Here is a 21,436-nt window from a genome sequence, read left to right as displayed (position 1 = left end):
CATTGACAGGCCGGGCCCGACGTGGGTACGTTTCGCCCCTTTTGTTGGTTAGTCGAGCTCGCCCAAGCGCCACGCGTTGGCAGCGTGCTCGAGGTCTTCGGCCGTCTTTACCAGCTGGTGCGAATTGCGCGTGAGCTTGCTGGCATGGCCCTCATTGCTGTGTTCTGCGCCATCCGCAAGGGTGGCTTGGCCGAGCGCCACCACGCGGCAGAACGCGGCGGAACGTTCCAGAGCGACGTCGAACTCGCCGTCGAAAGCGCCGGACAAAATGGCGTCAGCCATGGTCTTCATTTCGTCGGCTCCCGGCGGCTCTGCTGCGCCGGCCACCACGTTGGAAACCTGCGCGGTGTCCCGCCCCGCCCTGAAGTAGACAGAGATCCGTTCGGGGTTCTGGATGGTGGCGGCGCGGAGGGCGTACAGCCTCCAAAGAGCGCCGGGCAAGGAGCGTGCAGGGCTCTCGGCCCACATCTCGGCGATGGCTTCGAGGCCCTGCTCGTCAGCCAACTTCACCAGGCGGCGGGTGACCTTGGGGTCATCGCTGTCGCGGCCGCGTCTCACCAGCGCCTGGGCGGCCAGATGGGCTGCCTCCGAAACCCGGGCGGGATCTGCCCCACCGGCGAACGGTTCGAAATCGATGGGCGCGAAGGGCTTGGGTTTGTGATGCCTGTTCGCTCCGCCGTACGCACGTGGTCCTGGCTGTTCGCTCATGAGTTCACCGTACTCCTGTGCTCTGGTGGGGTCGAGTAACGGTTGCCGGGGCTGCCGTTCGTGCTGCCGGCGTTGCTTCCTGACCTTCTTTGCCGCCGTACTTGCCGCGACACGCCGTTGCCGCCGCGCGTCGCCGTCGGTTATTTCGTCAAAGAAGGTCACGACGGCGCATGGCGCCTTGAGTTCCTCGTCTACCGTGACATTGGGGTACAGTATTCATGGCTGTTTCTACAGCTGGAGGGGCCTTTAGCTCAGTTGGTAGAGCATCGGACTTTTAATCCGTGGGTCGTGGGTTCGATCCCCACAGGGCCCACCCTCCAAGACAGGCCGGAGACGTTGAGTCTCCGGCCTGTTTTTTGTTCCTGTGTGCATGGATCCCCGCACTTGTCCGCATCCCCCGCCGCAGTACGGTGTGCTGGGCGGACAAAGGTCAGGGGGAGTGTGTTGAAGGTCAGAGTTCCGTCCGGAGTGCGACGATGGCGGCGTGGGGGCGGGCTTCGGGGTCGACGCGGGAGTGTGTGTTGACCACTGTGAAGCCGGCCTTCTGAAGCGGCGCTGACATTTCCTCCACAGGCCAGAAGTAGGCCGGAATCACTGCATGCGGGAAGACCTCAAGGGTGGGGCCTTCGAAGAAGCCGAGCAAAAGGCCGCCGCCGGGCTTAATGCACCGGGCAAACTCGTCCAGAATCCGGCTGATGTCGGCCGGGGGTGTGTGAATTACGGAGTACCAGGCGAGGATCCCGGCAAGTGACCGATCCGCTGTCGGTAACTTTTCAAGTGAGCCGACGGAGAATCGGGCATCCGGGTAGCTCTGCCTTGCTGTTTCGATGAACGCCGGGACCAAGTCCACCCCTTCGACGGATACCCCGGCGGAGTGCAGGAAGTCCGTCCACTGTCCTGGCCCGCAGCCGGCGTCAATGACCCTGCCGGAAAGGCCCTTGGCCCACTCGAGAACGAGCTGCTGATCGGCCGGATGCGTGCTGCTGATGGACCCGAACAACGAGGTGTATTCGGCTGCGCGGGCGGAGTAGGCGGCTGCAACGGTTCCGGATGACATGGGACCCAGCCTATTGGGCACCGAAACCCGCACTTGTCCGCATCCCTCGCCGCACTACGGTTTGCTCGGCAAACGAGAGCGGGACTGGGCGAGACGTGGCAAAGAAATCCCTTGACTCACACCCCTCGGCCCAGTCAGCATAGTTTCTATAACGTTGTAGAAAGCGGCAAAAACAGCAACCCAGCAGATAAGGACTCACCCTTGGGAAATCAAGAGAACCCCGCGGCTAAAATCACCCTCGACCCCGCGTTCGTGGTTGGCCCCGTCAGGAGGAAGACCTTCGGCGCTTTCGTGGAGCACTTGGGCCGGTGCGTCTACACGGGCATCTTCGAGCCCGGGCACCCCAAGGCCGATGACGACGGGTTCCGCACCGACGTCCTGGAGCTCACCAAGGAACTGGGCGTCTCCACGGTCCGGTATCCGGGCGGCAACTTCGTGTCGGGTTATCGCTGGGAAGATGGAGTTGGCCCCAAGGAAGACCGCCCAACCCGGCTTGACCTCGCCTGGCATTCCAGCGATCCCAACTTGGTGGGCGTGGACGAGTTCGCCAAGTGGTCCGAGAAGGCCGGCGTCGAACCCATGATGGCCGTCAACCTGGGCACTCGAGGAACCCAGGAAGCTTTGGATCTGCTGGAGTATTCCAACATCACGGGTGGAACGGCCCTGTCCGAACAGCGCAAGGCGAATGGCGCCGTCGAGCCGCACAACATCAAGATGTGGTGCCTCGGGAACGAGATGGACGGCTTCTGGCAGATCGGCCATAAGAAGGCGGGCGAGTATGCGCGGGTTGCCGCCGAAACGGCGCGGGCGATGCGCATGGTCAATCCGGATCTTGAACTGGTCGCCTGCGGAAGTTCGGCACCCACCATGCCGACGTTTGGTGAATGGGAGCGTGTGGTCCTCAGCGAGACCTATGAACTGGTGGACCTGATCTCGGCGCACCAGTACTTCGAGGACTTCGGAGACTTGCAGGAGCATCTCTCCGCCGGGCACCGGATGGAAGCCTTCATCAAGGACCTCGTGTCCCATATCGACCATGTGAAGTCGGCCACGAAGTCCGCGAAGCAGGTCAACATTTCCTTCGATGAGTGGAATGTCTGGCACATGTCCCGCGATGAGTCCAAGGCCCCTACCGGGGACAATTGGCCGGTTGCACCGGTACTCCTCGAGGACCGCTACACGGTGGCGGACGCCGTGGTGGTGGGCGACCTCCTCATCACGCTGCTGCGCAACACGGACCGCGTCCACTCTGCGAGCCTCGCGCAGTTGGTCAACGTGATCGCGTCGATCATGACTGAGCCGGGTGGTCGCGCCTGGAAGCAGACCACGTTCCACCCGTTCGCGCTCACCGCGCAGAACGCCTCGGGCACAGTGCTGAACCTCGCCGTCGAATCCCCGCTGCTGGAGAGTAAGACGACATCCGGATTCATGTCGCTTTCAGCCGTGGCAACGTTCGACGCCGAAGCCAATGAGGCCGTGGTGTTCGCCGTCAACCGCTCGGCAACTGACGCGCTGACGCTGGATGCCGCCGTCGGAAGCCTGAACCCCGCGCAAATTATCGAGGCTGTCACCTACACCAACAAGGACCCGTACTGGCAGGCGACGGCTGACGATTCGACGTCGGTCCTGCCGTCCGAAAACGTCAGTGTAGAGCTCGACGGCGGCCGCCTCACCGCCGAGCTTCCGGCCGTGAGCTGGAGCATGATCCGCCTAGCCGTGAACTCCTAGGCGATAGCCTGCGAACCGTCGCGGAAGATGGGGTACGGCGAAATTGGCGTAACCGTGGCTGCCGGGGTGGGCTCCGGTGCCTGCGTTGCAGGTGCCGGGGCCGGCTCGTCGCCAGTCACGATTTCCATTGACTCCATGTCCAGCAGACGGCGGCTGCCGGTTTCGTCCTGGAGCCAAAAAAGGTCGGTGCCGGCCACTGTTTTCACTACAGTGCCCCGGTGATAGAGGCGGCCGTTGTGCCACGCCTCGATGAACTCCCCTGGCTTCAGCGCGTGTGGTTCATCCTGGCTTCCGGGCAAAGTGCCGAACGCCTGCGCCAGGCTTGCCTGTGTCTTCAATGCCTGGAAAAGATCCCTGTTTACAATGCTCATGTCTGCACCCCTCAGCTGGCTGCGCGTCTTTTATGGATCCAGCTTTGCGCATGTTTGTTGCGGGCGCGTTGCAGGTAAATGAGCGGGGTGTGACGGCTACTGGGAAGCAGGGCCGTCGTCCGTGGAATCGGTTTCCCGCGGAGCGTCGAGGGGGAATTCATCGGAGTACGGCGCGTGGGGTCCGGGACCGCTGTTGGACAGTTCGTTAGCAGCCATGGCCAGGAGGTCGCGTTCCAGTTCGGGGAGGGAGAGCATGCCCTGCAGGTAAGCTTCAACCTCGTACTCGCCCACCGACCCGCCGATGCTGAAGTACTGCAGCCATAGAGTGCCTGTGGTGATCCCCGCGCCTGAGAGCGCCGCTTGGAGTCTGCGCCGTTGCTCGGGTTCGTTGTTATCGAAGCCCATGTCCCGCGGCCCTAGTTCCGGTCTGCCGGGATCCCGGCTACCAGCTCCGCGCTGACTTCCTGGAGGCTCTGGCTCTTGTTGCGCGCCTGCAGTATCAGTTGTTGGAGGGCTCGTTCATGAGTAATTTTGTGGCGTTCCATGAGGATTCCGCAGGCGCGGTTGACCAAGTCCCTGCTGTGCAGGGCCAGCTGGAGGCCCTCGCTGATGCGCTTGGGCGTTTCGGTGCTCTGGATGTGGGCTAGAAGTGTAGCCGCAGGGGAAGCATAAAGATCCATTAACGAAACAGCGGCGGTTTCAAACACGGAAGGTTCGGAAGCATAAATTTTGATGGCACCGATGCTGTGTCCATTGGCCATGAGCGGTGCACTGACGACTGACCTGATAGGTAAGGTGCTGACTGCCGCAGACCATTCGGGCCAGCGGGGGTCGGTGCGGACATCGCTGATGATGACGGATTCCTCAGACGCCCAGGCAGTGAGGCAGGGACCCTGACCCAGCTCGTATTGCAGGTGGTCGGCCTGCTCCACGATGCTGTCCGTGAAACCTGTGCTGGTTCGGCGGGCTTGGGAATCGAGGATGGAAACGCCGGCGCCGATGGTCCCAGGTACGGATTCCTTGATGGCCTGTGAAAGGTTCTGAACTGCATGGTCCACCTTTTCCTCGGTGAGGAGAAGGCCCAGTATCCTGCCGATGGCACCGGAGAGTTCATCCAGAGGAAGTTGCTTCTTCGTCATGGTCTTCTCCCGGCCGTTCATGTCGGCAAGCCGACACGTAAATTCTGTGAATTGCTGGATTGCTTGTTGCAATTCCAGCCTAGTGCTTTTGGAACCTCATGCCCCAACCGCGTGGTTCAATTTCTACTCCTCAAATGCGGTCGGGATATTCCGGTCTCCTGCCACATGGCTGATGACGCCCTCCGCTACAGTGCGAAGTTTGATGTTGCGGTGACTGGAAGCGCTGACCAGGATCTGGAAGGCGGCATCGCGGCTGCAGCGGTTCTGCGCCATGACGATTCCGACGGCGGTGTCGATAGCCGTGCGTGACGCCAAGGCGGCCGCGAGGTTCTCGCGCGCATCCCGCAACTGGGCGATTTTCAGGGCTAAGTACAGCGCTTTCGCTCCCGTTGCTGTGATCCTCTCGGCCGCGGCGATGTCCTCATGGGAGAAGCCGTGGGGACGCGTTGAGTAAAGGTTCACGACGGCTTCCGCGGTGCTGTTCAGTTCCATTGGCAACGCGAGAATTGAGCCTACGTCCGTGCACGCGGCGGCTTTCATGTAGTCCGCCCACCGAGTTTCTTCATGGACATCCGGGACGTGCGTAATGGTGCGTGTGCGCAAGGCCGAGAGGCAGGGTCCGTCTCCGTAGCTGTTCTGGATGTCGTCCAGTTTTCGGGCCAGGGGATCGCTGTCGGCGACAGCAACTGGCTTTTTCTGCCGAATTACGGTGAGGCCGCAAGCGATGGTATTGCCGTCCCGGCTTAGTTTTCCGGAAGTCATGGTGACGAGATCCTGAAGGAATTCGCGGATGTCTGCGTTCTCCACGAGTAGCTCCTGCAGGTGCACCAGGAAGTCCGTCAGGTCTACGTGGTCCTCGTCAGGGTCCGGGACGGGAATCTGCTCCGAGGGCTGGGTTTCAGTCAATGCGTGTTTCCTTACTACTGCCCGGCCGGTTCCGTCCGACCGTTAGAGCTGAGCTCCTTCAAGGCAGTGTCTACGAGTTGCATCTGACCGGGGGCCAGGGTCAGAAGTTCGTTAAGGTAGGCCTCCAAAGCCAATTCGTCGGCGTTTCCTCCAATCCCGAAATAGTAAGTCCACAATCTATCAAGGCTGATATTTCCAACCTGGAATCTGCAAGAGGCCTGCAGACGTTGATCAAATTCTCCATGGTTACCCGATGCGCCCCAAGGTTCGGCATTCATCGAACTACCTTCCCCCCTGATCCGCATAGCCGGCACGGTCCAGGATGTCTCCCGCTATTTCATGGAGCCGTTTATTGCTGTTGCGTGAGGCCACTTGGATCAGTCGCAGCGCTGATTCCCGGTTGCAGTGGTTCTGCATCATGATCAGTGCGATTGCTGCGTCTACGATGGCGCGGGATTTGAAGGCGGACCGCAGGTGCTCAGGATAGGGGACCTCGGTGTGGAGGCGAAGAGCCAGTCGCAGAATCCGTGACAGTGATGCGGCATGGCTTTCCACCCGAGCTACCGTGTCCGGGCCAAAGGTCCCCAGCTCTTTGGAGTAACAGTTCAGGGCAGATTTTGATCCGTCATCGGTTTGAATGGGGACTGCCAGCACAGACCGGATGCCCTCATTGGATATTGCCTTTGCATAATGCTGCCAGGAGTCATCGGACTGAAGGTCCGGAATCAACACCGTGCGCTGCTGGCGGAGCGCCGTAAGACAAGGCCCGTCGTCGAACTCGTATTGTTTTTCGTCCAGGCGTCGGGCAGCCTCATTGCTGCTGGCAACCGTGGATGGGCCACCGTCACGCTCCACGGTAATGGCGCACAGCATAGGTGAGTCGCCGCCCAGCAGAGACGCCGAAATGGTTGCCAATCCAAGAAGAAAATCGGTGAATCCCGGGCTTTCCAAAAGCAGATCCTGCAGCTGTTCGGCTGTGGGCACTGCGTCACTCTCGGCCATGCGGCCTCAATTCCAGCAACACCGGAGTCCACGCATCTCCGGCTGGGCGGCAGTGCGCTCGTGTTCGCGCAAAGCCCGGATATTCAACTCCGGACCATTAGCCGCAACCCGAAATCTCCTACATTCGAGACTACGCCGATGCCATTCAACATGACAGGGCGGTGGCCCGTGATGGGATGTATTCAACCCGATAAAGACCATCAGTTGGTGGAAATCGAGGCAGTCGCCGCGGTGATGGACACAGTATGAGGCCCCCTATCTGCAACGATGTATAAGAACCTAAAGAAGGAGCACCCGCATGGCCGTCACCATGAATGACGTCGCACGCGCGGCGGGAGTCTCGTTAAAGACGGTCTCCAACGTCATCAACAACTACGAGTTCATCCGCCCCGCCACCAAGCAACGCGTCCTTGATGCGATCGACGAGCTCGGTTATGAAACCAACCTGACGGCCCGCAGCCTCCGGTCCGGAAAGACCAGCATGCTCGGTTTGGTCTTGGCCGATCTTTCCATCCCGTACTACGCGGAGCTCGCCTCGGACATCATGAAGGCGGCGTGGGCCCGCGGCTACCGTGTCCTGGTGGAGCAGTCCGGCAACGAGCCGGAGCACGAGAAAGCTGCGCTCCAAGGCCAGTTCCGTAGCCTCACCGACGGCCTCCTGTTCATTCCGCTCGCGCTCGACGCCGAACAGATCATCTCCGCTGCCGGCAAGAAACCGCTGGTCCTCCTGGGCGAATTCGTGCAGGACCCGCGGCTGGACATGGTCCTCATCCAAAACCAGGAAGCTGCGGCCGCGGTAACCACGCACCTGCTGGCGGGTGGCCGCCGTCGTATAGCAGTCCTAGGCGCGCACGACGGCGATGAAGCCGGCAGCAACGGCCTTCGCCTCCGCGGGTACCGGGCTGCGCTCGCTGCCGCCGGCGTGGAGCATGACCCTGCGCTGGTGGTCCCCTGCGATTGGCGTCGCGACGCCGGTGCGGATGCCACCGCGAGGTTGCTGGACAGCGGTGTGGAATTCGACGCCGTCTTCGGGCTCAACGACGCCCTCGCCTTGGGGGCGCTGCACGAACTCCTGGTCCGCGGTCGGAAAGTCCCGGAAGAGATAGCCGTGGCCGGCTTCGATGACATTGATGAGTCGCGGTTCGCGTCGCCGTCGTTGACCACTGTGGCGCCGGGGCGGACGGAAATTGCGGAGCGCGCCGTCGAACTCATCATCCGGCGAATTGAAAGCAAAGACGCCGCACCCACCGTCCAGCAACCGAAAGCGGCCTTCGAAATGCGCGTCAGGCAGTCCGCGCCGTAGGGTGCTTACTTTCCAGGCCGTGTGTCCCGGCCGTTAGTGTTTGAGGAATGAACGTGATTCCCGCTGCCGTCATCACCCCTGCCGTCCTGATCGACGTCGATGTCCTGGACCGGAACATCGAACGGATGGCTTCGAGCGTGCGCGGGCGCGGGCTGGGGCTCCGTCCGCATGTGAAGACGCACAAGACACTGGAGATTGCGCGCAAGCAGCTCGCGGCGGGAGCCGTCGGTATAACTGTGGCCACGATCGGTGAAGCTGAGGTCTTCGCTGCGGACGGCGTGACGGACATCTTCATCGCCTACCCGCTCTGGGTTGAAGTGCCACACGCGAAACGCCTACGCGCCTTGGCGGCTCAGTGCCGCCTTGCCGTTGGCGTTGACTCGGTGGAAAGCGCGACGGCGATGGGTGGCCAACTGGGCGCGGACGCCGGAAGCATTGAGGTGCTCATCGAAGTGGACAGCGGGCATCACCGGAGCGGCGTACTGCCGGCCGAAGTGGTGGATGTTGCGCGTGCCGCAGCGTCTGCCGGGTTGAACGTGGCAGGAGTCTTTACCTTCCCGGGGCACAGCTACAAGCCCGGCATGCCGACTGGTGCGGCGAGCAACGAGAATGAATCATTGGCGCAGGCCGCTGAGGCTTTGAGCCAGGCCGGCTTTGAGGTGAAGACCATCAGCGGGGGATCCACACCTACAGCCCTGATCTCCGGTGACACCGCGGCAACTGAACTGCGGCCCGGAGTCTACGTGTTCGGTGATGCTCAGCAACTGGAACTCGAACGCTGCAGCTGGGACGACATCGCCCTGACGGTAGCCGCTACCGTTGTCAGCAGGCACGAAGCCCGCGGCGGGAACGTACGCCGCGTTGTGGTGGACGCGGGCAGCAAGATCCTGGGCAGTGACCGTCCGGACTGGGCCACCGGATACGGACGGCTTCCCGAATTCCCCGAGGCCCGCGTTACCGCGCTATCCGAGCACCACGCCACGGTTGTGTGGCCGGATTCTTCGGAACTGCCATCCCTGGGCACGCGGCTCCGGGTCATCCCCAATCATGTGTGCCTCACCATGAACCTCGTGGACGAAGTTACTGTTGTGCGTGCCGGGGCCGTGGCGGAGCAGTGGGCTGTGGCAGCCCGCGGCCGGAACAACTAAGCGGGGCCATCTGTTGGCGTTCTGCTGACTCGCCCCAAGGACCTAGAGGTTCCCGATGATCCGATTTTCCTCCATGATGAACCTCTTCAAGTCGGGGGCTTTCCCGAGATAGGGTGCGATAGCATGGGGATATTCACCATATTCACCTCGCTACCCAAATTCACCAAACTAACCTAGATTTACCTGATTCTGGAGTCCCAGTGCCCACAACCGAGAATCCCTTTAGACCTACAGCCGGAGCTACTCCGCCGGAAGTCATCGGCCGTTCCGGGCTTCTGGACGAGTTCGAATACGGGCTCGAGCTCGGCTCAGGTGCGCCTGGTTTGCTGTCCATCTTCACTGGAGCGCGGGGTATCGGTAAGACAGTCATGTTGGGGGCAGCCCACGACGTCGCCCGCGAACACGGGTGGGCCGTCATTGCCGAGACCGCCACCGGGGCATTCATGGGCCGCATTGGGGAGAAGATGCGCCGATTGACCCAGGAACTGGCTGACAGCCCTGAATCCCGCCGCCGGATCACCGGGTTGTCGATCGCCGGCTTCAGCATCACCTCCCAGCTGACACCCGAACGCCAGGTCGACTGGCGTGAACTGGGAGAAACCCTGCTGGCGCTACTTGATGAACGCGGCACGGGCCTGCTGATCACGGTGGATGAGATCCACGCCGCTGATCGTACGGAACTCGCCCAACTGGCCGCCAACGTACAGCACTTCATCCAGGACCGCCTACCCATCGCGTTGATCTTCGCGGGACTGCCCTCAGCAGTATCGGACCTCCTGAACGAAGGTGTTGCGACGTTCCTTCGCAGGGCCGACAAAATCGACTTGCACGCCGCAGCTGTCCGCGACGTCGAGAAGTCCTACACCGACACGTTCGCCGCCGCTGACATTAGCATCCCGCCTGAGCTGGTTCGTGAGGCAGCAGCCGCCACAGGCGGATACCCCTTCCTGATCCAGCTCATCGGCTACTTCCTCTGGCGAGAAGCTGAGAAGAACAACGGAACACTCTCTTCTGACGCGGTCGACAGAGCCATAGCCGCCGGCATCCGACGCAACGAACGCGTCGTCATTGAAGCAGCCCTCGCAGCAGCCTCAGCCAAGGACCGTGAATTCCTCCATGCCATGTCCATCGATGACGGACCCTCAGCGACGGCCGACATCATCCACCGCACAGGATCCCGGCCAACCCTCGTTGCGAAATATAGGAACCGGCTCCTCGACGCCGGCCTCATCGAATCAACCGGACACGGCAAGGTTGACTTCGCCATTCCCGGCCTCCGAGAGTACCTGCGCAAGAACCCAGACGCCTGACACCGCAGTGAGACGCTTGAATTGAGGGGGCTTCCCGGGGTCATCTAGGCAGTGGAGGTGCCGTTCCTAGCAGAACGGCCATGTGCGCTCGTGGACCAGCACGAAAGCTTTACCCCTCGCGGGTCCTGTGACAGAGTGTCATCAAACAGCCTTCTGGTCCGTTAGCTTGATGACTGGAGTCAAGTATGACCGCCTTTTCCGAGGAGCTCAAAAGCCATACAGCCTCCGCGCACGAGCATGCCGAGCAGGCTGGATTCGTCACTGAATTGCTGGCCGGCCGGATGGAGGCTAGCCAGGTAGCAGCTATTCTGCTGCAGAACTATGTCATCTACCGGGCCTTGGAATCAGCGCTGGAAGTCAATGCGGACCCTCGTCTCGCACCCTTTGCTGACCCGGCCCTCATGCGGGTTCCGGCGCTGCAAAAGGACTTGGCTGTCCACTACGGGGATGACTGGGAGCGGAAGCTCGCCGCAGGCCAACTGCATGTGACGCCCGGCGCCAAGGCGTATGCCGATGAACTCCATGAACTCGGTCCGGGCTCGACCACGTATCTCATGGCACACCACTACGTCCGGTATTTGGGTGATCTTTCGGGCGGGCAGATCATCTCCGCTCTTGTTCAGCGGCACTACGGCATCAACCCCGAAGGGCTTAACTTCTACGCTTTTGACAGCATTGGGAAAATCAAGCCGTACAAGGACTCATATCGCAGGCACTTGGACGAGGCCGAATTCTCGGACACCGAGAAGCAGGAAATCCTTCACCATGCCGAGACGGCTTTCGAAACCAACCGGCAGGTCTTCGTGGATCTGATGGACTACTACTTAGAGCTAAGCGACGGCCTGCACGCTGCGAAACAGGGTATGGAACTCCCTGTTGTGGTAAACCAGCGGAGCTGAATCTGACGGGTTGGACCGGATATCCAAAACCCTCGCTGCCAGCAACACCGATCCGCCCAGCGGCGCCCGGTGGATGATTTCGCAGCGCAATGCCCAAACGGCTTCCTTGAGCAGGGGCTCTCCCGTGGGCAGCACCTTCCAGTCCATGGAGTCCGTGAAACGCGGGGCCGATGGATCTGCAAAGCTCCGAGCCAGCTCCAATTGATCAGCGCCGATCAGGTGCACCACGACTGTCTGTGCGGCTGCGATATGAGAAGCCGAACGGCCGCCGGTTACAGAGAATGCGAGGGTGGGTGGATCCACTGCCACCGATGCTACTGAGGATGCCGTCAGCCCCACCGCTCCGTCCGGTCCCGTTGCGGTAACAATCGAGACTCCAGCCGGATGAGCGCGAAACGCAGCCCTGAACAAATCGTCGACTGGTTCGGATGGCAGGGGCTTGTGGTGGGTCATTCATACACCTTCGTGGGACTTGAACTGCGTTCGGGAGGGCGCCTCTTGCAGGCACACACCTGATTGATGCTAGGACCTCAACTTAAGTTGAGGTCAATTCCTGAGAAACCGACCCTCGACTGAGACGATTTGGAAACGTAGCCGAAACTTCTGCTCCCTACGCTGGTCACAATCTGTCCAGGTGCCCGCTGTCCAAGGAGTAACCATGCATCTTTTGCCCCGCGAGCAGGAGAAACTCATGATCGTGGTGGCCGCAGACCTTGCGCGGCGCCGCCAAGGACGAGGCCTCAAACTGAACTACCCGGAAGCCGTGGCGATCATCAGCTACGAGCTCCTCGAAGGGGCCCGTGACGGCCGAACAGTTGCCCAGCTCATGAGCTACGGGACCACCCTGCTCCGCCGCGAAGACGTGATGGAAGGCGTACCGGAGATGATCCATGACGTCCAGATCGAAGCCACCTTCCCGGATGGCACCAAGCTCGTCACAGTCCACAACCCCATCCGTTAGGAGCCCCCATGATCCCCGGTGAATACAGGCTCCAGCGCGGTTCCATCGCGTGCAACAGCGGCCGTGCGGCGATCGCCGTCGAGGTTGTGAACCGCGGCGACCGTCCCGTCCAGATTGGTTCGCACTACCACTTTGCCGAGGCCAACAGAGCTTTGGAGTTCGACCGCGACGCCGCTTACGGCCGACGCCTGGACATTCCCGCGGGCACGGCCGCCCGATTCGAACCTGGCGACAGGAAGACGGTCCAGCTGATCGCGATTGCCGGGGCCCGGGAAGTTTTCGGGCTCAGTAACGCCGTCAATGGAAAGCTCGACGGCGGTACTCGCCTGAGTAGGACTGCTTCACTGAGCGGGGCTGCTTCGGAAGGAGACGCCAAATGAGCTTCGAAATTCCCCGCAAACAGTACGCCGAGCTGTACGGTCCGACCACCGGTGATGCCATCCGGTTGGCTGACACGGAACTGTTCCTCGAGATCGAGAAGGACCACACGGTCTACGGCGAAGAAGTGGTCTTCGGTGGGGGCAAGGTCATCCGCGACGGCATGGGCCAGAACGGCCAGCTCCTCCGCTCAGATGACATCCCTGACACAGTGATAACCAACGTGATCGTCCTGGACTACACGGGCATCTACAAAGCCGACATTGCCCTGAAAGACGGGCACATCTTCAAAATCGGCAAGGCCGGCAACCCGCAGATCACCCACGGCGTGGACATCGTGATCGGCGCCAGCACGGAAATCATCGCCGGTGAACGGAAAATCCTCACCGCCGGCGGCATCGACACCCACATCCACTTCATCTCCCCGGAACAGGTGCCGGCTGCCCTGTGCAACGGCATCACCACCATGGTGGGCGGCGGCACCGGCCCTGCCGAAGGAACCAAAGCCACCACCATCACACCCGGCGCCTGGCACATTTCCCGAATGCTCCAAGCGGCCGAAGGGCTCCCCGTGAACATCGGCCTCTTCGGCAAGGGTCACGCGTCCGCCGTCGAGCCCCTCGCAGAGCAGATCCGCGCCGGTGCCGTAGGGCTCAAAGTCCATGAGGACTGGGGCTCAACAACCTCATCCATCGACGTGTCCCTGCGCGTAGCAGACGAATACGACGTCCAAGTTGCCATCCACACAGACACCCTCAATGAGTGCGGTTTCGTGGAAGACACCATCCGGGCGATCGACGGGCGCGTGATTCACACCTTTCACACCGAAGGCGCAGGCGGTGGCCACGCTCCGGACATCATCAAGATCGCCGGCCTGCCCAACGTGCTTCCCGCATCTACCAACCCCACGCTGCCGTACACCAAAAACACCATCGAAGAGCACCTGGACATGCTCATGGTCTGCCACCACCTCAACCCCGACATCCCTGAAGACGTGGCCTTCGCTGACTCGCGAATCCGAGCCGAAACCATCGCCGCGGAAGACGTCCTGCACGACCTCGGTATCTTCGCCATCACCTCCTCCGACTCCCAAGCCATGGGACGCGTGGGCGAAGTGGTCACCCGCACCTGGCAGGTGGCTGACGCCATGAAACGCCAACGCGGTGTCCTCCACGATCCGTCCGGAGCCGTGCACGGTTCCGCCGAATCCGACAACTTCCGGCTCAAACGCTACGTCGCCAAATACACCATCAACGCGGCCATTGCCCAAGGAATGGCTGACGTCATTGGCTCCGTGGAAGAAGGCAAATTCGCCGACCTCGTCCTCTGGGACCCTGCCTTCTTCGGCGTGAAACCCGAACTCGTCGTCAAAGGCGGACAAATCGCCTACGCACTCATGGGCGACGCCAACGCCTCCATTCCCACGCCGCAACCACGCACCATGCGGCCCATGTTCGCCACGTACGGCAAGGCACTTCAACAGACGTCCATTACGTTCCTGTCCAAAGCCGCCATCGACGCCGGAGTGCCTGCCGAACTCGGACTCGAACGCATCATCAAACCCGTCACCGGGATCCGCAACCTCAGCAAAGCGGACCTCAAATACAACGGCGAAACCCCGGACATCGCCGTCGACCCCGAAAGCTACAAGGTGAGTGTCGACGGCGTCGAAATCACCTCCCAGCCCTCCGATGTGCTGCCCATGGCCCAGCGCTACTTCCTCTTCTAGGAGCCTCCATGATCATCGAAAAAATCCTGGGCAACCTCCACGAACAGCCCAACCACTATGCAGGCCGCCACAAAGAAAAAGTAGTCCTGCCCAGCGCCCTGCTCGTCAAACGCATCCAACGCGTCACCACCGACCACGGCAAAGAACTCGGTATCCGTCTCCCCACCGGAACCGGCGACCTCCGCGACGGCGACATCCTCGCCGTCGACGACCACAACATCATCGTCATCTCCGTGCTGCCCACCGACGTCCTGGTGATCGCGCCGCGCAGCATCCACGAAATGGGGGTCGTGGCACATTCACTCGGCAACCGGCACTTGCAGGCACAGTTCTTTGACGCTCCATCCGAATACGGCGGTGAGGTCATGGTTTGTCAGTATGACCACACGGTCGAAGATTATCTGAAGAGCGTCGGCGTCCCCTACGACAGGCAAGAACGGGTCATGCCGGTGCCTTTTCGCCATGCTGAGCATTCGCACTAGGCGAATCCCGGTGCTGGCTTTCGGGGTTGGCAAGCCTCCGGCGGGTGATAGGGGCCGTGCCCGCTTCGCGATGCCCTCCACACCGCGGCCCCTATCACCCGCCTCCGCTTGTCGAGCCCAGTTACAGCGCGGTGCGCTTTGAGTGCCGGATATCAGCTTGCTCTTCAGCAGTTGACTGACTCTGCGTTGCCTACGGGGGCGTTTGCTCATTCTTTGGGGTTTGAGAGCTACATACATCGTGAGTTGGTCCGGGATGAGGTCACTTTCGGGAACTGGCTGGGGGTGTTTGTGGGGCAGCAGCTGACTTATTCCGATGGGTTGGCTCTGCGGTTCTTGTATGAGGGCGTGGATGTGGGCTTGTTGGATGGGGTGCTATCTGCCCAGTTGTTGGCTCGGGAGGTTCGGGAGGCCTCCTTGAAGATGGGGGGACGACTGTTGGAGATCGGCGGTGAAGTGTTTCCTTCGGGGGAGTTGGAGGCGTATAGGGCGTTGGTTCGTGGGGGTGGTGCCGGGGGGCATCAACCTTTGGCCTTTGGGGTGATTGCGCGGTCCTTGGGAGTTCCTTTTGAAGCGGCGCTCTCTGCGTATCTATTTGCCACCGTTACTTCGCTGACCCAAAACGCCGTGCGCGCCATTCCGCTCGGGCAGAACGCCGGGCAGCGCGTCCTTCGCCAAGCGCACGACGCCGTCGCTACCGCCGTCGATGATGTAGCACAGCTGTGCTGGGACGACTTCGGGGCCGTCAGTCCCGGCCTCGAAATTTCACAAATGCGGCACGAACGGCAACGCGCCCGCATGTTCATGAGCTAGCTAGTGCAAAGGACAGAAAACATGACAGAACCCATCAAAATCGGCGTCGGCGGACCCGTCGGAGCAGGCAAGACCCAGCTCGTGGAACGCATCACCCGACACATGAGCGGCGACATCTCCATGGCCGCCATCACCAACGACATCTACACCATCGAAGACGCCAAAATCCTCGCAGCCAACGGCATACTCCCCGAAAACCGCATCATCGGCGTCGAAACCGGCGGCTGCCCCCACACCGCCATCCGCGAAGACACCTCCATGAACACCGCGGCCATCGAAGAACTCAAAGCCCGGCACCCCGACCTCCAAGTCATCTTCGTCGAATCCGGAGGCGACAACCTCTCCGCCACCTTCAGCCCCGAGCTCGTCGACTTCTCCATCTACATCATCGACGTCGCCCAAGGCGAAAAGATCCCCCGCAAAGCCGGCCAAGGCATGATCAAATCCGACCTGTTCATCATCAACAAGACCGACCTGGCACCCCACGTTGGAGCGGATCTCGCGGTCATGGAACGGGACTCCAAGGAATTTCGCGGCAACAAACCGTTCTGCTTTACGAATCTCAAGACGGACGAAGGGCTGGAAGCCGTCCTCAACTGGATCCGGCGCGATGTCCTGATGCTCGACTTGGCATCGTGACTCCGCTTAAGACCGTGCCCCGGCCGGGTCCGGCGGCTGCACCGGGTGATAGGGGCCGTGCCCGCTTCGCGATGCCCACCACGCCGCGGCCCCTATCACCCGGCTCCGCAGCCTCTGCGGTCGAGTCACCCGACGGACAATGCCTATGAGGGCGCCAGTGCAGGTTCCTGTCGATGGTTTGGCCGCTCGGGAAAATGTAGAGCCCGGCTCCATGTTGGCTGTGGGCGGGCGGGGGGAGCGGGGCAGGTTGGAGTTGGGCATTAGTGTGCGCGGGGGGAGGTCCGTTGCTTCGCGGCAGTTTCATGAGGGCGCGTTGAGGGTGTTGCGGCCGCATTACTTGGATGGGTCCGGGCAGGTTTGTTATGTCATGGTCAATCCGGGCGGGGCCTATCTTGGGGCTGATTTGTTTGTTGTTGACGTGGAGGTCGAGGCCGGGGCGGATCTGCTGCTGACAACGCAGTCGGCCACCAAGGTGTATCGGACTCCGGGGTCGTTCGCTGAGCAGCGGATGAACATCAAACTGGGGAAGGGGTCGCGGTTGGAGCTGATGCCCGACCAGTTGATTGCCTACCGGGAGGCGAGCTACCGGCAGAATTCGCGCATTAGTCTCCACCCGGCGTCGAGCCTTGTCATGGCCGAAGTCATCACGCCCGGGTGGTCCCCGGACGGCAGCGTGTTCAAGTACGAAGAGGTGCGGCTGCGCAACGAGATCTGGGTGGAGACCGGTGAGGGGTCCAAATTGTTGGCGCTGGACAATGTGCTGATTCTCCCACCTGTCAACGATGTGACCAGGATGGGGTTTATGGAGGGTTTCAGCCATTTGGGGTCGTTGGTGGTGGTGGACCCGAGGGTGGACCAGGGGCTTGCAGATGAGCTGGACCAAATTGGGCGCGACTTTGACGCCTATACGGGGGTGTCCTTGACCGCGACTATTGCCGGAACTGCCGGGCTTGTGCTGCGATCGTTGTCCAACAGCACTGAGGAACTCAACAATTTGCTGGGTGCCTGCACCGGTGTCCTGCGGGAACGTTGGTATGGGCAGGCGCCCTTGAACCTGAGGAAGTACTAATGACTGCGCTGACTGAGTTCGCCACCATGTACCGGGAGCGGGAGACGTTGTCCTTGCGTACCAGGCTGTTGTTCACGTTCGGTGCCGTGGCCGCTTTGCACGTTGCCGCCGTCGTGCTGTTGCTTGTTGGAACAGCTGGTGGCGCGCAGGCGCTGGCGCTGGGGTTGGTGATCACCGCGTATGTGGCCGGAATCAAGCACAGTTACGACTGGGACCACATCGCTGCAATTGACAATTCCACGCGTAAATTCGTGGCACAGCACAAGGACCCCGTGAGCGTGGGGTTCGCGTTCAGCTTGGGCCACAGCTCCGTGGTGATCCTCGCCGGGCTGCTGGTGGTGGCGGGCGCGACGCTGATCGGGCAGTTCATGGAGGACGGGACCACGGGAAACAAGGTGCTGGGCCTGATCGGCAGCTGTGTTTCCGGGCTGTTCCTGCTGACGATGGGCTTGTTCAACGGCTCGGCGTTCGTTCGCGCAACGAGCGTCTACCGTCAGGTGCAGCGAGGAGGCGAGCTGAGTCCCGAAGACCTTGAAGCGAAAGGGTTCGTCGCCCGGTTGCTCGCTAAACCGCTGTCCAAAGTGGAGCGGCCACGGAACATCTACGTGATCGGTTTCCTGTTCGGGCTTGGGTTCGATACCGCCACCACCATCGGGCTGCTGGTCATCACCACGACGGCGTCCCTCGCCGGGGTCTCACCGCTTGCCTTGATGGCGCTCCCGCTCGCGTTTACCGCCGCGATGACTCTGTGCGATTCCGTCAACGGCGTGGCCATGATGAAGATGTACAAATCGGCCATCCACAACCCGAGACGGAAGCTCGGATTCAACGCCGTGATTACCGGCATCTCAGCAGTCTCGGCGCTATTCATCGCCGTGATCACGCTCGGGGGATTCGTGAATTCCGCGCTCGAACTCGAAGACCCCCTCACCACGTGGCTTGGCAGCATTGACCTTGGCGACGACGGCCTGATCCTGGTGGGGCTGTTCGTGATCGTCTGGGCGGTGTCCGCAGTCCGTGGGCGCGTAACACGGCCAGCCCCGCCCAACTGAGTCGCAGTTCAGGGCGTTTAGAGCCCTCAGAACGCCCTGAACTGCGACTTACTTGGGTTAGGAGACCGCCACCGCGTTGAAGAGCTCGTTCGTGTCCACGCCGCGGTCCGGGGTGTCCAGCACGTTGGTCAGGAATACGACGCAGCGATCCTGCTCCGGGAACATCCACCACTCCGTTCCGGACCAGCCCGGGTGCCCATAAATGCCCTGCGCGAACAGCTCGGACTCGTTGGCGGGCATCTGGAAGCCGAGCCCGGTGTGGCGGAGTGGCTCGGGTCGGGTGGTGATGTGGGAAACCTCCGTGGTCCGGGGCCTCCGCATGGCCGCGAGCGTTGCGGGCTGAACCGCTTTTCCGGAGTCCCGCAGCAGCTGGGAGCCCAAATTGAGCAGGTCTGTGGCCGTGCCGAACAGGCCGGCTCCCGGGTGCCTGTTCTTGTACATGGCCTGGACATCTAGGCCCGCAGCGTCGGTGCCATGAACAGTGTGCGGGTTGCACTCCGTATTGAACGTGAGGCCGTGGGCTCCCGTGTCCCCTGCCAAGGCCAGGAGTTGCTCCTCGAACGGGCGTCCGCCAGCCCATTCGGCCATTGCCGCTGCACCTTCGAAGGCGATGTTGCAGTACTGAACCAGGGAGCCGGCGTAAAAGGCTTGCCCCGCGGAGGTGAGCGCCTCGCGGAGGGGCGCGCCGTCGTCGAGCGCTGGGTCTGCAATCCCGGAACGGTGGCTGAGCAACTGCTCAAGGGTCACGGTGTCCGTGCGCCCGGCGCCAAATCCCGGGAGGGCGTCACCCAGCGAAGCTCCAAGGGAAAGTTTCCCCAACTCGACCTGTCGCATGACCGTGAGGGCACTGATCGGTTTGGTGACAGAAAACAGCGCAAAGTGGTCGTCGGCTGTGGCCTGCCTGTCGTCGTCGGACCCTAACGCCATGACGTCCTCGATGCCCTGGCTCGAGGCGATGCCCATTACCGCGACGGGCACACGGTTAAGGTCTACCTGTTTGCGGGCCCAGTCTGCAGCGGGTCCTGTTTTCACCATGGTTGTTTCACGCCTTTGATCGGGGTTTATGCATGAATCTATCGTGGGCGTGAAGAAATTTGCTACCCGTGTAACCCTGGCCGCCCAGCCGGAAACTATACAAGTATCCTGCAGTTCAGGGCTCTAATTATCAGGGGGAACAATCGTGCTTTCAGAGCGCGAATTGGCGTTTATCGCCATTCACAAAGACAGCTACCCATCCGTTTTCAAGTTCGTCTGCCGACGCGTTGAATCCGCGGAGGTAGCTGAAGAGATCGCGGCCGACGTGTTCCGCATCGTGTGGCAGAAATGGACCGACGATTCCCGCCCGGACCTCCCGTACCTCTTGACGGTTGCACGGAACCTGGTGGGAAATGCGTACAGGAGCCGTGACAGGCGCCTGGCGCTACAGGAAAAACTGCGGACGACGGCGGTCCAGCGGTTTGGTGACAACTCCGAGAACGTTGCTGTCCAAGACGCGATGGAGCGCCTGCGGGAGCAGGACCGCGACATTTTGCAGATGGCCTACTGGGACGGATTGGGGACCGCCGACATCGCGAAGGTGCTGCAGTGCAGCGAATCGGCGGCTAAAGTCCGCCTTCACCGCGCCCGGACAGCCTTCAGAAAACAACTGCCTGCAGGGGCCGAATCGACTACACAGAAGATGGGGGTCTGAAGACAATGGATCCGATCAAGAACCAGATATCAGCGATTGACCCGCTCACTATCGATCCAGTGGCGGAACCCAACGGCGAAGAAGCGCTCCACAAAATCCTGTCGGGCACCACGGTGTTCAGCGACAGCCGCCCGATCGCCGCAGTGACGTCCCTGGAACAGCGGAGGCGCCGCAAAGCCCAGATTGCCGGGGGACTGTTGCTGGGCGCTGCCGCCGTTACAGCGGGAGTACTTGTGGCCGCCAACTTTGGTTCCGTGAACACCGCGCCGGCGCCTGCCGTCACAGTTACGTCCACTGAAGCGACACCCACGCCCAGCGCATCGGTAACCCCAACGCCCACCGCGACGCCCTCAGCTACTCCGACCCCAGCGCCCACAATCGCCGCGCCGATCATCACCCCGCCCATTGCTCCTACGGTTCCGGCGGTCGCGCCAACAATTGCTCCGACGCAGCCGCCCGTTCCCGCTGCTACTTCCCAGACCTACACCTTCCCCGACGGACACATCTCCTTCACCTACCCGGTGGGATGGACCGTCCGCCCGGAACAAGGGCCTTCCGACGGAGCCACCATCTTGGACAGCACCGGTGCCGAGGTTGCCTTTATGAGCAGCGGCTTCTACGGCGACGGCACCGGTGGCCCGGTGACCAGGACGGTGTATGACCGCGCAGTGGTCCCAGGTCTCACGGACACGTCAGGCAATCCCGTGGAGTTCGGCTTCGCGGCCAATCAGGCCAGGTATGTTCCCTACGGAGCGCCCGCGGATAGTGCCCCGGTGCTGGATCCGCCGAGCTACTTCATGGACCTACGGATTGCTTCCGAACTCCAGCCCGGTGAGACGGGGTCCGGATCCAACCAGATCCTGATGCCCAACGGGTACATGTCCGCACGAGTCATCTTTGACATCAACAAGCAGCCTGCCTTCGCAACCCCGGAAGCTGCCAAGGCCTGGATGGGCAGCGCCCAGTATGCCCAACTCAAGACCATGCTCCTCAGCCTGAGCTACAAATAACCCCATCTGAGTAGCAGTTGAGGCCGTTCTGAAAGCGCTGAATCA

24 protein-coding genes and 1 tRNA gene are annotated in these 21,436 nt (G+C 61.5%); 16 read left to right on the top strand and 9 right to left on the bottom strand.

The window, feature by feature from the left end:
- Positions 1-48: 48 nt before the first annotated feature.
- The gene (locus M1D89_RS22910) at positions 49-708 is read right to left on the bottom strand and encodes a hypothetical protein (RefSeq protein WP_498651017.1); all 660 of its coding nucleotides are present in this window, start codon (positions 706-708) and stop codon (positions 49-51) included.
- Between the two features lie 240 nt (positions 709-948).
- On the opposite strand from M1D89_RS22910, the gene M1D89_RS22905 reads away from it, so the two are divergent.
- Positions 949-1,021: transfer RNA gene (locus M1D89_RS22905), tRNA-Lys, on the top strand.
- A gap of 138 nt (positions 1,022-1,159) precedes the next feature.
- Here M1D89_RS22905 and M1D89_RS22900 read toward each other — a convergent pair.
- On the bottom strand, positions 1,160-1,765 hold the full coding sequence (locus tag M1D89_RS22900) for a class I SAM-dependent methyltransferase (protein ID WP_498647282.1): 606 nt from the start codon (positions 1,763-1,765) through the stop codon (positions 1,160-1,162).
- 201 nt (positions 1,766-1,966) lie between these two features.
- Between M1D89_RS22900 and arfA the strand changes: the two genes are divergently transcribed.
- The gene (gene arfA / locus M1D89_RS22895; protein ID WP_498647280.1) at positions 1,967-3,493 is read left to right on the top strand and encodes an arabinosylfuranosidase ArfA; all 1,527 of its coding nucleotides are present in this window, start codon (positions 1,967-1,969) and stop codon (positions 3,491-3,493) included.
- Here arfA and M1D89_RS22890 read toward each other — a convergent pair.
- The 5 genes from M1D89_RS22890 to M1D89_RS22870 all read right to left on the bottom strand — a co-directional run bounded on the left by M1D89_RS22890 (position 3,490) and on the right by M1D89_RS22870 (position 6,911).
- The gene (locus M1D89_RS22890) at positions 3,490-3,864 is read right to left on the bottom strand and encodes a hypothetical protein (protein WP_498647278.1); all 375 of its coding nucleotides are present in this window, start codon (positions 3,862-3,864) and stop codon (positions 3,490-3,492) included. The two genes, arfA and M1D89_RS22890, sit on opposite strands and share 4 nt — an antisense overlap.
- Before the next feature lie 96 nt (positions 3,865-3,960).
- Entirely contained in the window at positions 3,961-4,269 is a 309-nt protein-coding gene (locus M1D89_RS22885; RefSeq protein WP_498647276.1) for a hypothetical protein, read from the bottom strand.
- Positions 4,270-4,280: 11 nt separating this feature from the next.
- Positions 4,281-5,003 (bottom strand): GAF and ANTAR domain-containing protein, encoded by a 723-nt coding sequence (locus tag M1D89_RS22880; RefSeq protein WP_498647274.1) that lies wholly within the window; start codon positions 5,001-5,003, stop codon positions 4,281-4,283.
- A 123-nt stretch (positions 5,004-5,126) separates the two neighbouring features.
- A complete protein-coding gene (locus tag M1D89_RS22875; protein WP_498647272.1) occupies positions 5,127-5,909 on the bottom strand; it encodes a GAF and ANTAR domain-containing protein in 783 nt (260 codons plus the stop codon).
- Between the two features lie 282 nt (positions 5,910-6,191).
- Positions 6,192-6,911: a GAF and ANTAR domain-containing protein gene (locus M1D89_RS22870; protein ID WP_498647271.1), complete on the bottom strand. Its 720-nt coding sequence runs from the start codon at positions 6,909-6,911 to the stop codon at positions 6,192-6,194.
- 298 nt (positions 6,912-7,209) lie between these two features.
- Here M1D89_RS22870 and M1D89_RS22865 point away from each other — a divergent pair, with 298 nt between their 5' ends.
- From M1D89_RS22865 to M1D89_RS22850, 4 genes are all read left to right on the top strand, one after another.
- A complete protein-coding gene (locus M1D89_RS22865; RefSeq protein WP_498647269.1) occupies positions 7,210-8,214 on the top strand; it encodes a LacI family DNA-binding transcriptional regulator in 1,005 nt (334 codons plus the stop codon).
- A gap of 47 nt (positions 8,215-8,261) precedes the next feature.
- Positions 8,262-9,362: a D-TA family PLP-dependent enzyme gene (locus tag M1D89_RS22860; RefSeq protein ID WP_498647267.1), complete on the top strand. Its 1,101-nt coding sequence runs from the start codon at positions 8,262-8,264 to the stop codon at positions 9,360-9,362.
- 200 nt (positions 9,363-9,562) lie between these two features.
- A complete protein-coding gene (locus M1D89_RS22855; protein WP_498647265.1) occupies positions 9,563-10,672 on the top strand; it encodes an ATP-binding protein in 1,110 nt (369 codons plus the stop codon).
- Positions 10,673-10,857: 185 nt separating this feature from the next.
- Positions 10,858-11,571, top strand: a complete 714-nt coding sequence (locus tag M1D89_RS22850; protein WP_498647263.1) for a biliverdin-producing heme oxygenase — start codon at positions 10,858-10,860, stop codon at positions 11,569-11,571.
- Here the strand turns inward: M1D89_RS22850 and M1D89_RS22845 are convergent.
- On the bottom strand, positions 11,503-12,024 hold the full coding sequence (locus tag M1D89_RS22845; protein WP_498647261.1) for a flavin reductase family protein: 522 nt from the start codon (positions 12,022-12,024) through the stop codon (positions 11,503-11,505). The two genes, M1D89_RS22850 and M1D89_RS22845, sit on opposite strands and share 69 nt — an antisense overlap.
- Positions 12,025-12,229: 205 nt before the next feature.
- On the opposite strand from M1D89_RS22845, the gene M1D89_RS22840 reads away from it, so the two are divergent.
- The 8 genes from M1D89_RS22840 to M1D89_RS22805 all read left to right on the top strand — a co-directional run bounded on the left by M1D89_RS22840 (position 12,230) and on the right by M1D89_RS22805 (position 18,691).
- Complete coding sequence (locus M1D89_RS22840; protein ID WP_498647259.1) at positions 12,230-12,532, top strand: urease subunit gamma; 303 nt, start codon at positions 12,230-12,232, stop codon at positions 12,530-12,532.
- Positions 12,533-12,540: 8 nt separating this feature from the next.
- Positions 12,541-12,912 carry an urease subunit beta gene (locus M1D89_RS22835; RefSeq protein WP_498647257.1) on the top strand — a complete coding sequence of 124 codons (372 nt, stop codon included), beginning with the start codon at positions 12,541-12,543 and terminating at the stop codon, positions 12,910-12,912.
- Positions 12,909-14,639 carry an urease subunit alpha gene (ureC, locus tag M1D89_RS22830; RefSeq protein ID WP_498647255.1) on the top strand — a complete coding sequence of 577 codons (1,731 nt, stop codon included), beginning with the start codon at positions 12,909-12,911 and terminating at the stop codon, positions 14,637-14,639. Before M1D89_RS22835 ends, ureC begins: the two co-directional genes overlap by 4 nt.
- An 8-nt stretch (positions 14,640-14,647) precedes the next feature.
- Entirely contained in the window at positions 14,648-15,121 is a 474-nt protein-coding gene (gene ureE / locus M1D89_RS22825; protein WP_498647253.1) for an urease accessory protein UreE, read from the top strand.
- Between the two features lie 138 nt (positions 15,122-15,259).
- Positions 15,260-15,931, top strand: a complete 672-nt coding sequence (locus M1D89_RS22820; RefSeq protein ID WP_498647249.1) for an urease accessory protein UreF — start codon at positions 15,260-15,262, stop codon at positions 15,929-15,931.
- A gap of 21 nt (positions 15,932-15,952) precedes the next feature.
- Complete coding sequence (gene ureG / locus M1D89_RS22815; RefSeq protein WP_498647247.1) at positions 15,953-16,570, top strand: urease accessory protein UreG; 618 nt, start codon at positions 15,953-15,955, stop codon at positions 16,568-16,570.
- A gap of 211 nt (positions 16,571-16,781) precedes the next feature.
- On the top strand, positions 16,782-17,639 hold the full coding sequence (locus M1D89_RS22810; protein ID WP_498651016.1) for an urease accessory protein UreD: 858 nt from the start codon (positions 16,782-16,784) through the stop codon (positions 17,637-17,639).
- The gene (locus M1D89_RS22805; RefSeq protein ID WP_498647245.1) at positions 17,639-18,691 is read left to right on the top strand and encodes a HoxN/HupN/NixA family nickel/cobalt transporter; all 1,053 of its coding nucleotides are present in this window, start codon (positions 17,639-17,641) and stop codon (positions 18,689-18,691) included. The genes M1D89_RS22810 and M1D89_RS22805 overlap by 1 nt, the downstream gene beginning before the upstream one ends.
- A gap of 57 nt (positions 18,692-18,748) precedes the next feature.
- Here the strand turns inward: M1D89_RS22805 and M1D89_RS22800 are convergent, their stop codons facing one another.
- The gene (locus M1D89_RS22800; RefSeq protein WP_498647243.1) at positions 18,749-19,726 is read right to left on the bottom strand and encodes a serine hydrolase domain-containing protein; all 978 of its coding nucleotides are present in this window, start codon (positions 19,724-19,726) and stop codon (positions 18,749-18,751) included.
- 145 nt (positions 19,727-19,871) lie between these two features.
- Between M1D89_RS22800 and M1D89_RS22795 the strand changes: the two genes are divergently transcribed.
- Together M1D89_RS22795 and M1D89_RS22790 are read left to right on the top strand one after the other, a co-directional pair.
- On the top strand, positions 19,872-20,381 hold the full coding sequence (locus M1D89_RS22795; protein ID WP_498647241.1) for an RNA polymerase sigma factor: 510 nt from the start codon (positions 19,872-19,874) through the stop codon (positions 20,379-20,381).
- A 5-nt stretch (positions 20,382-20,386) separates the two neighbouring features.
- On the top strand, positions 20,387-21,391 hold the full coding sequence (locus M1D89_RS22790; RefSeq protein WP_498647239.1) for a hypothetical protein: 1,005 nt from the start codon (positions 20,387-20,389) through the stop codon (positions 21,389-21,391).
- Positions 21,392-21,436: the final 45 nt, after the last annotated feature.

Source organism: Arthrobacter sp. D3-18, assembly GCF_054408525.1.
This window is presented reverse-complemented; position numbering and strand designations above follow the sequence as displayed.

Coding starts and splice junctions, on each gene's coding strand:
- M1D89_RS22870 (WP_498647271.1), bottom strand. CDS start 6,911: ATGGCCGAGAGTGACGCAGTGCCCACAGCCGAACAGCTGCAGGATCTG.
- ureE (WP_498647253.1), top strand. CDS start 14,648: ATGATCATCGAAAAAATCCTGGGCAACCTCCACGAACAGCCCAACCAC.
- ureG (WP_498647247.1), top strand. CDS start 15,953: ATGACAGAACCCATCAAAATCGGCGTCGGCGGACCCGTCGGAGCAGGC.
- M1D89_RS22900 (WP_498647282.1), bottom strand. CDS start 1,765: ATGTCATCCGGAACCGTTGCAGCCGCCTACTCCGCCCGCGCAGCCGAA.
- M1D89_RS22890 (WP_498647278.1), bottom strand. CDS start 3,864: ATGAGCATTGTAAACAGGGATCTTTTCCAGGCATTGAAGACACAGGCA.
- M1D89_RS22910 (WP_498651017.1), bottom strand. CDS start 708: ATGAGCGAACAGCCAGGACCACGTGCGTACGGCGGAGCGAACAGGCAT.
- M1D89_RS22835 (WP_498647257.1), top strand. CDS start 12,541: ATGATCCCCGGTGAATACAGGCTCCAGCGCGGTTCCATCGCGTGCAAC.
- M1D89_RS22805 (WP_498647245.1), top strand. CDS start 17,639: ATGACTGCGCTGACTGAGTTCGCCACCATGTACCGGGAGCGGGAGACG.
- M1D89_RS22840 (WP_498647259.1), top strand. CDS start 12,230: ATGCATCTTTTGCCCCGCGAGCAGGAGAAACTCATGATCGTGGTGGCC.
- ureC (WP_498647255.1), top strand. CDS start 12,909: ATGAGCTTCGAAATTCCCCGCAAACAGTACGCCGAGCTGTACGGTCCG.
- M1D89_RS22800 (WP_498647243.1), bottom strand. CDS start 19,726: ATGGTGAAAACAGGACCCGCTGCAGACTGGGCCCGCAAACAGGTAGAC.
- M1D89_RS22790 (WP_498647239.1), top strand. CDS start 20,387: ATGGATCCGATCAAGAACCAGATATCAGCGATTGACCCGCTCACTATC.
- M1D89_RS22885 (WP_498647276.1), bottom strand. CDS start 4,269: ATGGGCTTCGATAACAACGAACCCGAGCAACGGCGCAGACTCCAAGCG.
- M1D89_RS22865 (WP_498647269.1), top strand. CDS start 7,210: ATGGCCGTCACCATGAATGACGTCGCACGCGCGGCGGGAGTCTCGTTA.
- M1D89_RS22845 (WP_498647261.1), bottom strand. CDS start 12,024: ATGACCCACCACAAGCCCCTGCCATCCGAACCAGTCGACGATTTGTTC.
- M1D89_RS22850 (WP_498647263.1), top strand. CDS start 10,858: ATGACCGCCTTTTCCGAGGAGCTCAAAAGCCATACAGCCTCCGCGCAC.
- M1D89_RS22810 (WP_498651016.1), top strand. CDS start 16,782: ATGTTGGCTGTGGGCGGGCGGGGGGAGCGGGGCAGGTTGGAGTTGGGC.
- M1D89_RS22860 (WP_498647267.1), top strand. CDS start 8,262: ATGAACGTGATTCCCGCTGCCGTCATCACCCCTGCCGTCCTGATCGAC.
- M1D89_RS22880 (WP_498647274.1), bottom strand. CDS start 5,003: ATGACGAAGAAGCAACTTCCTCTGGATGAACTCTCCGGTGCCATCGGC.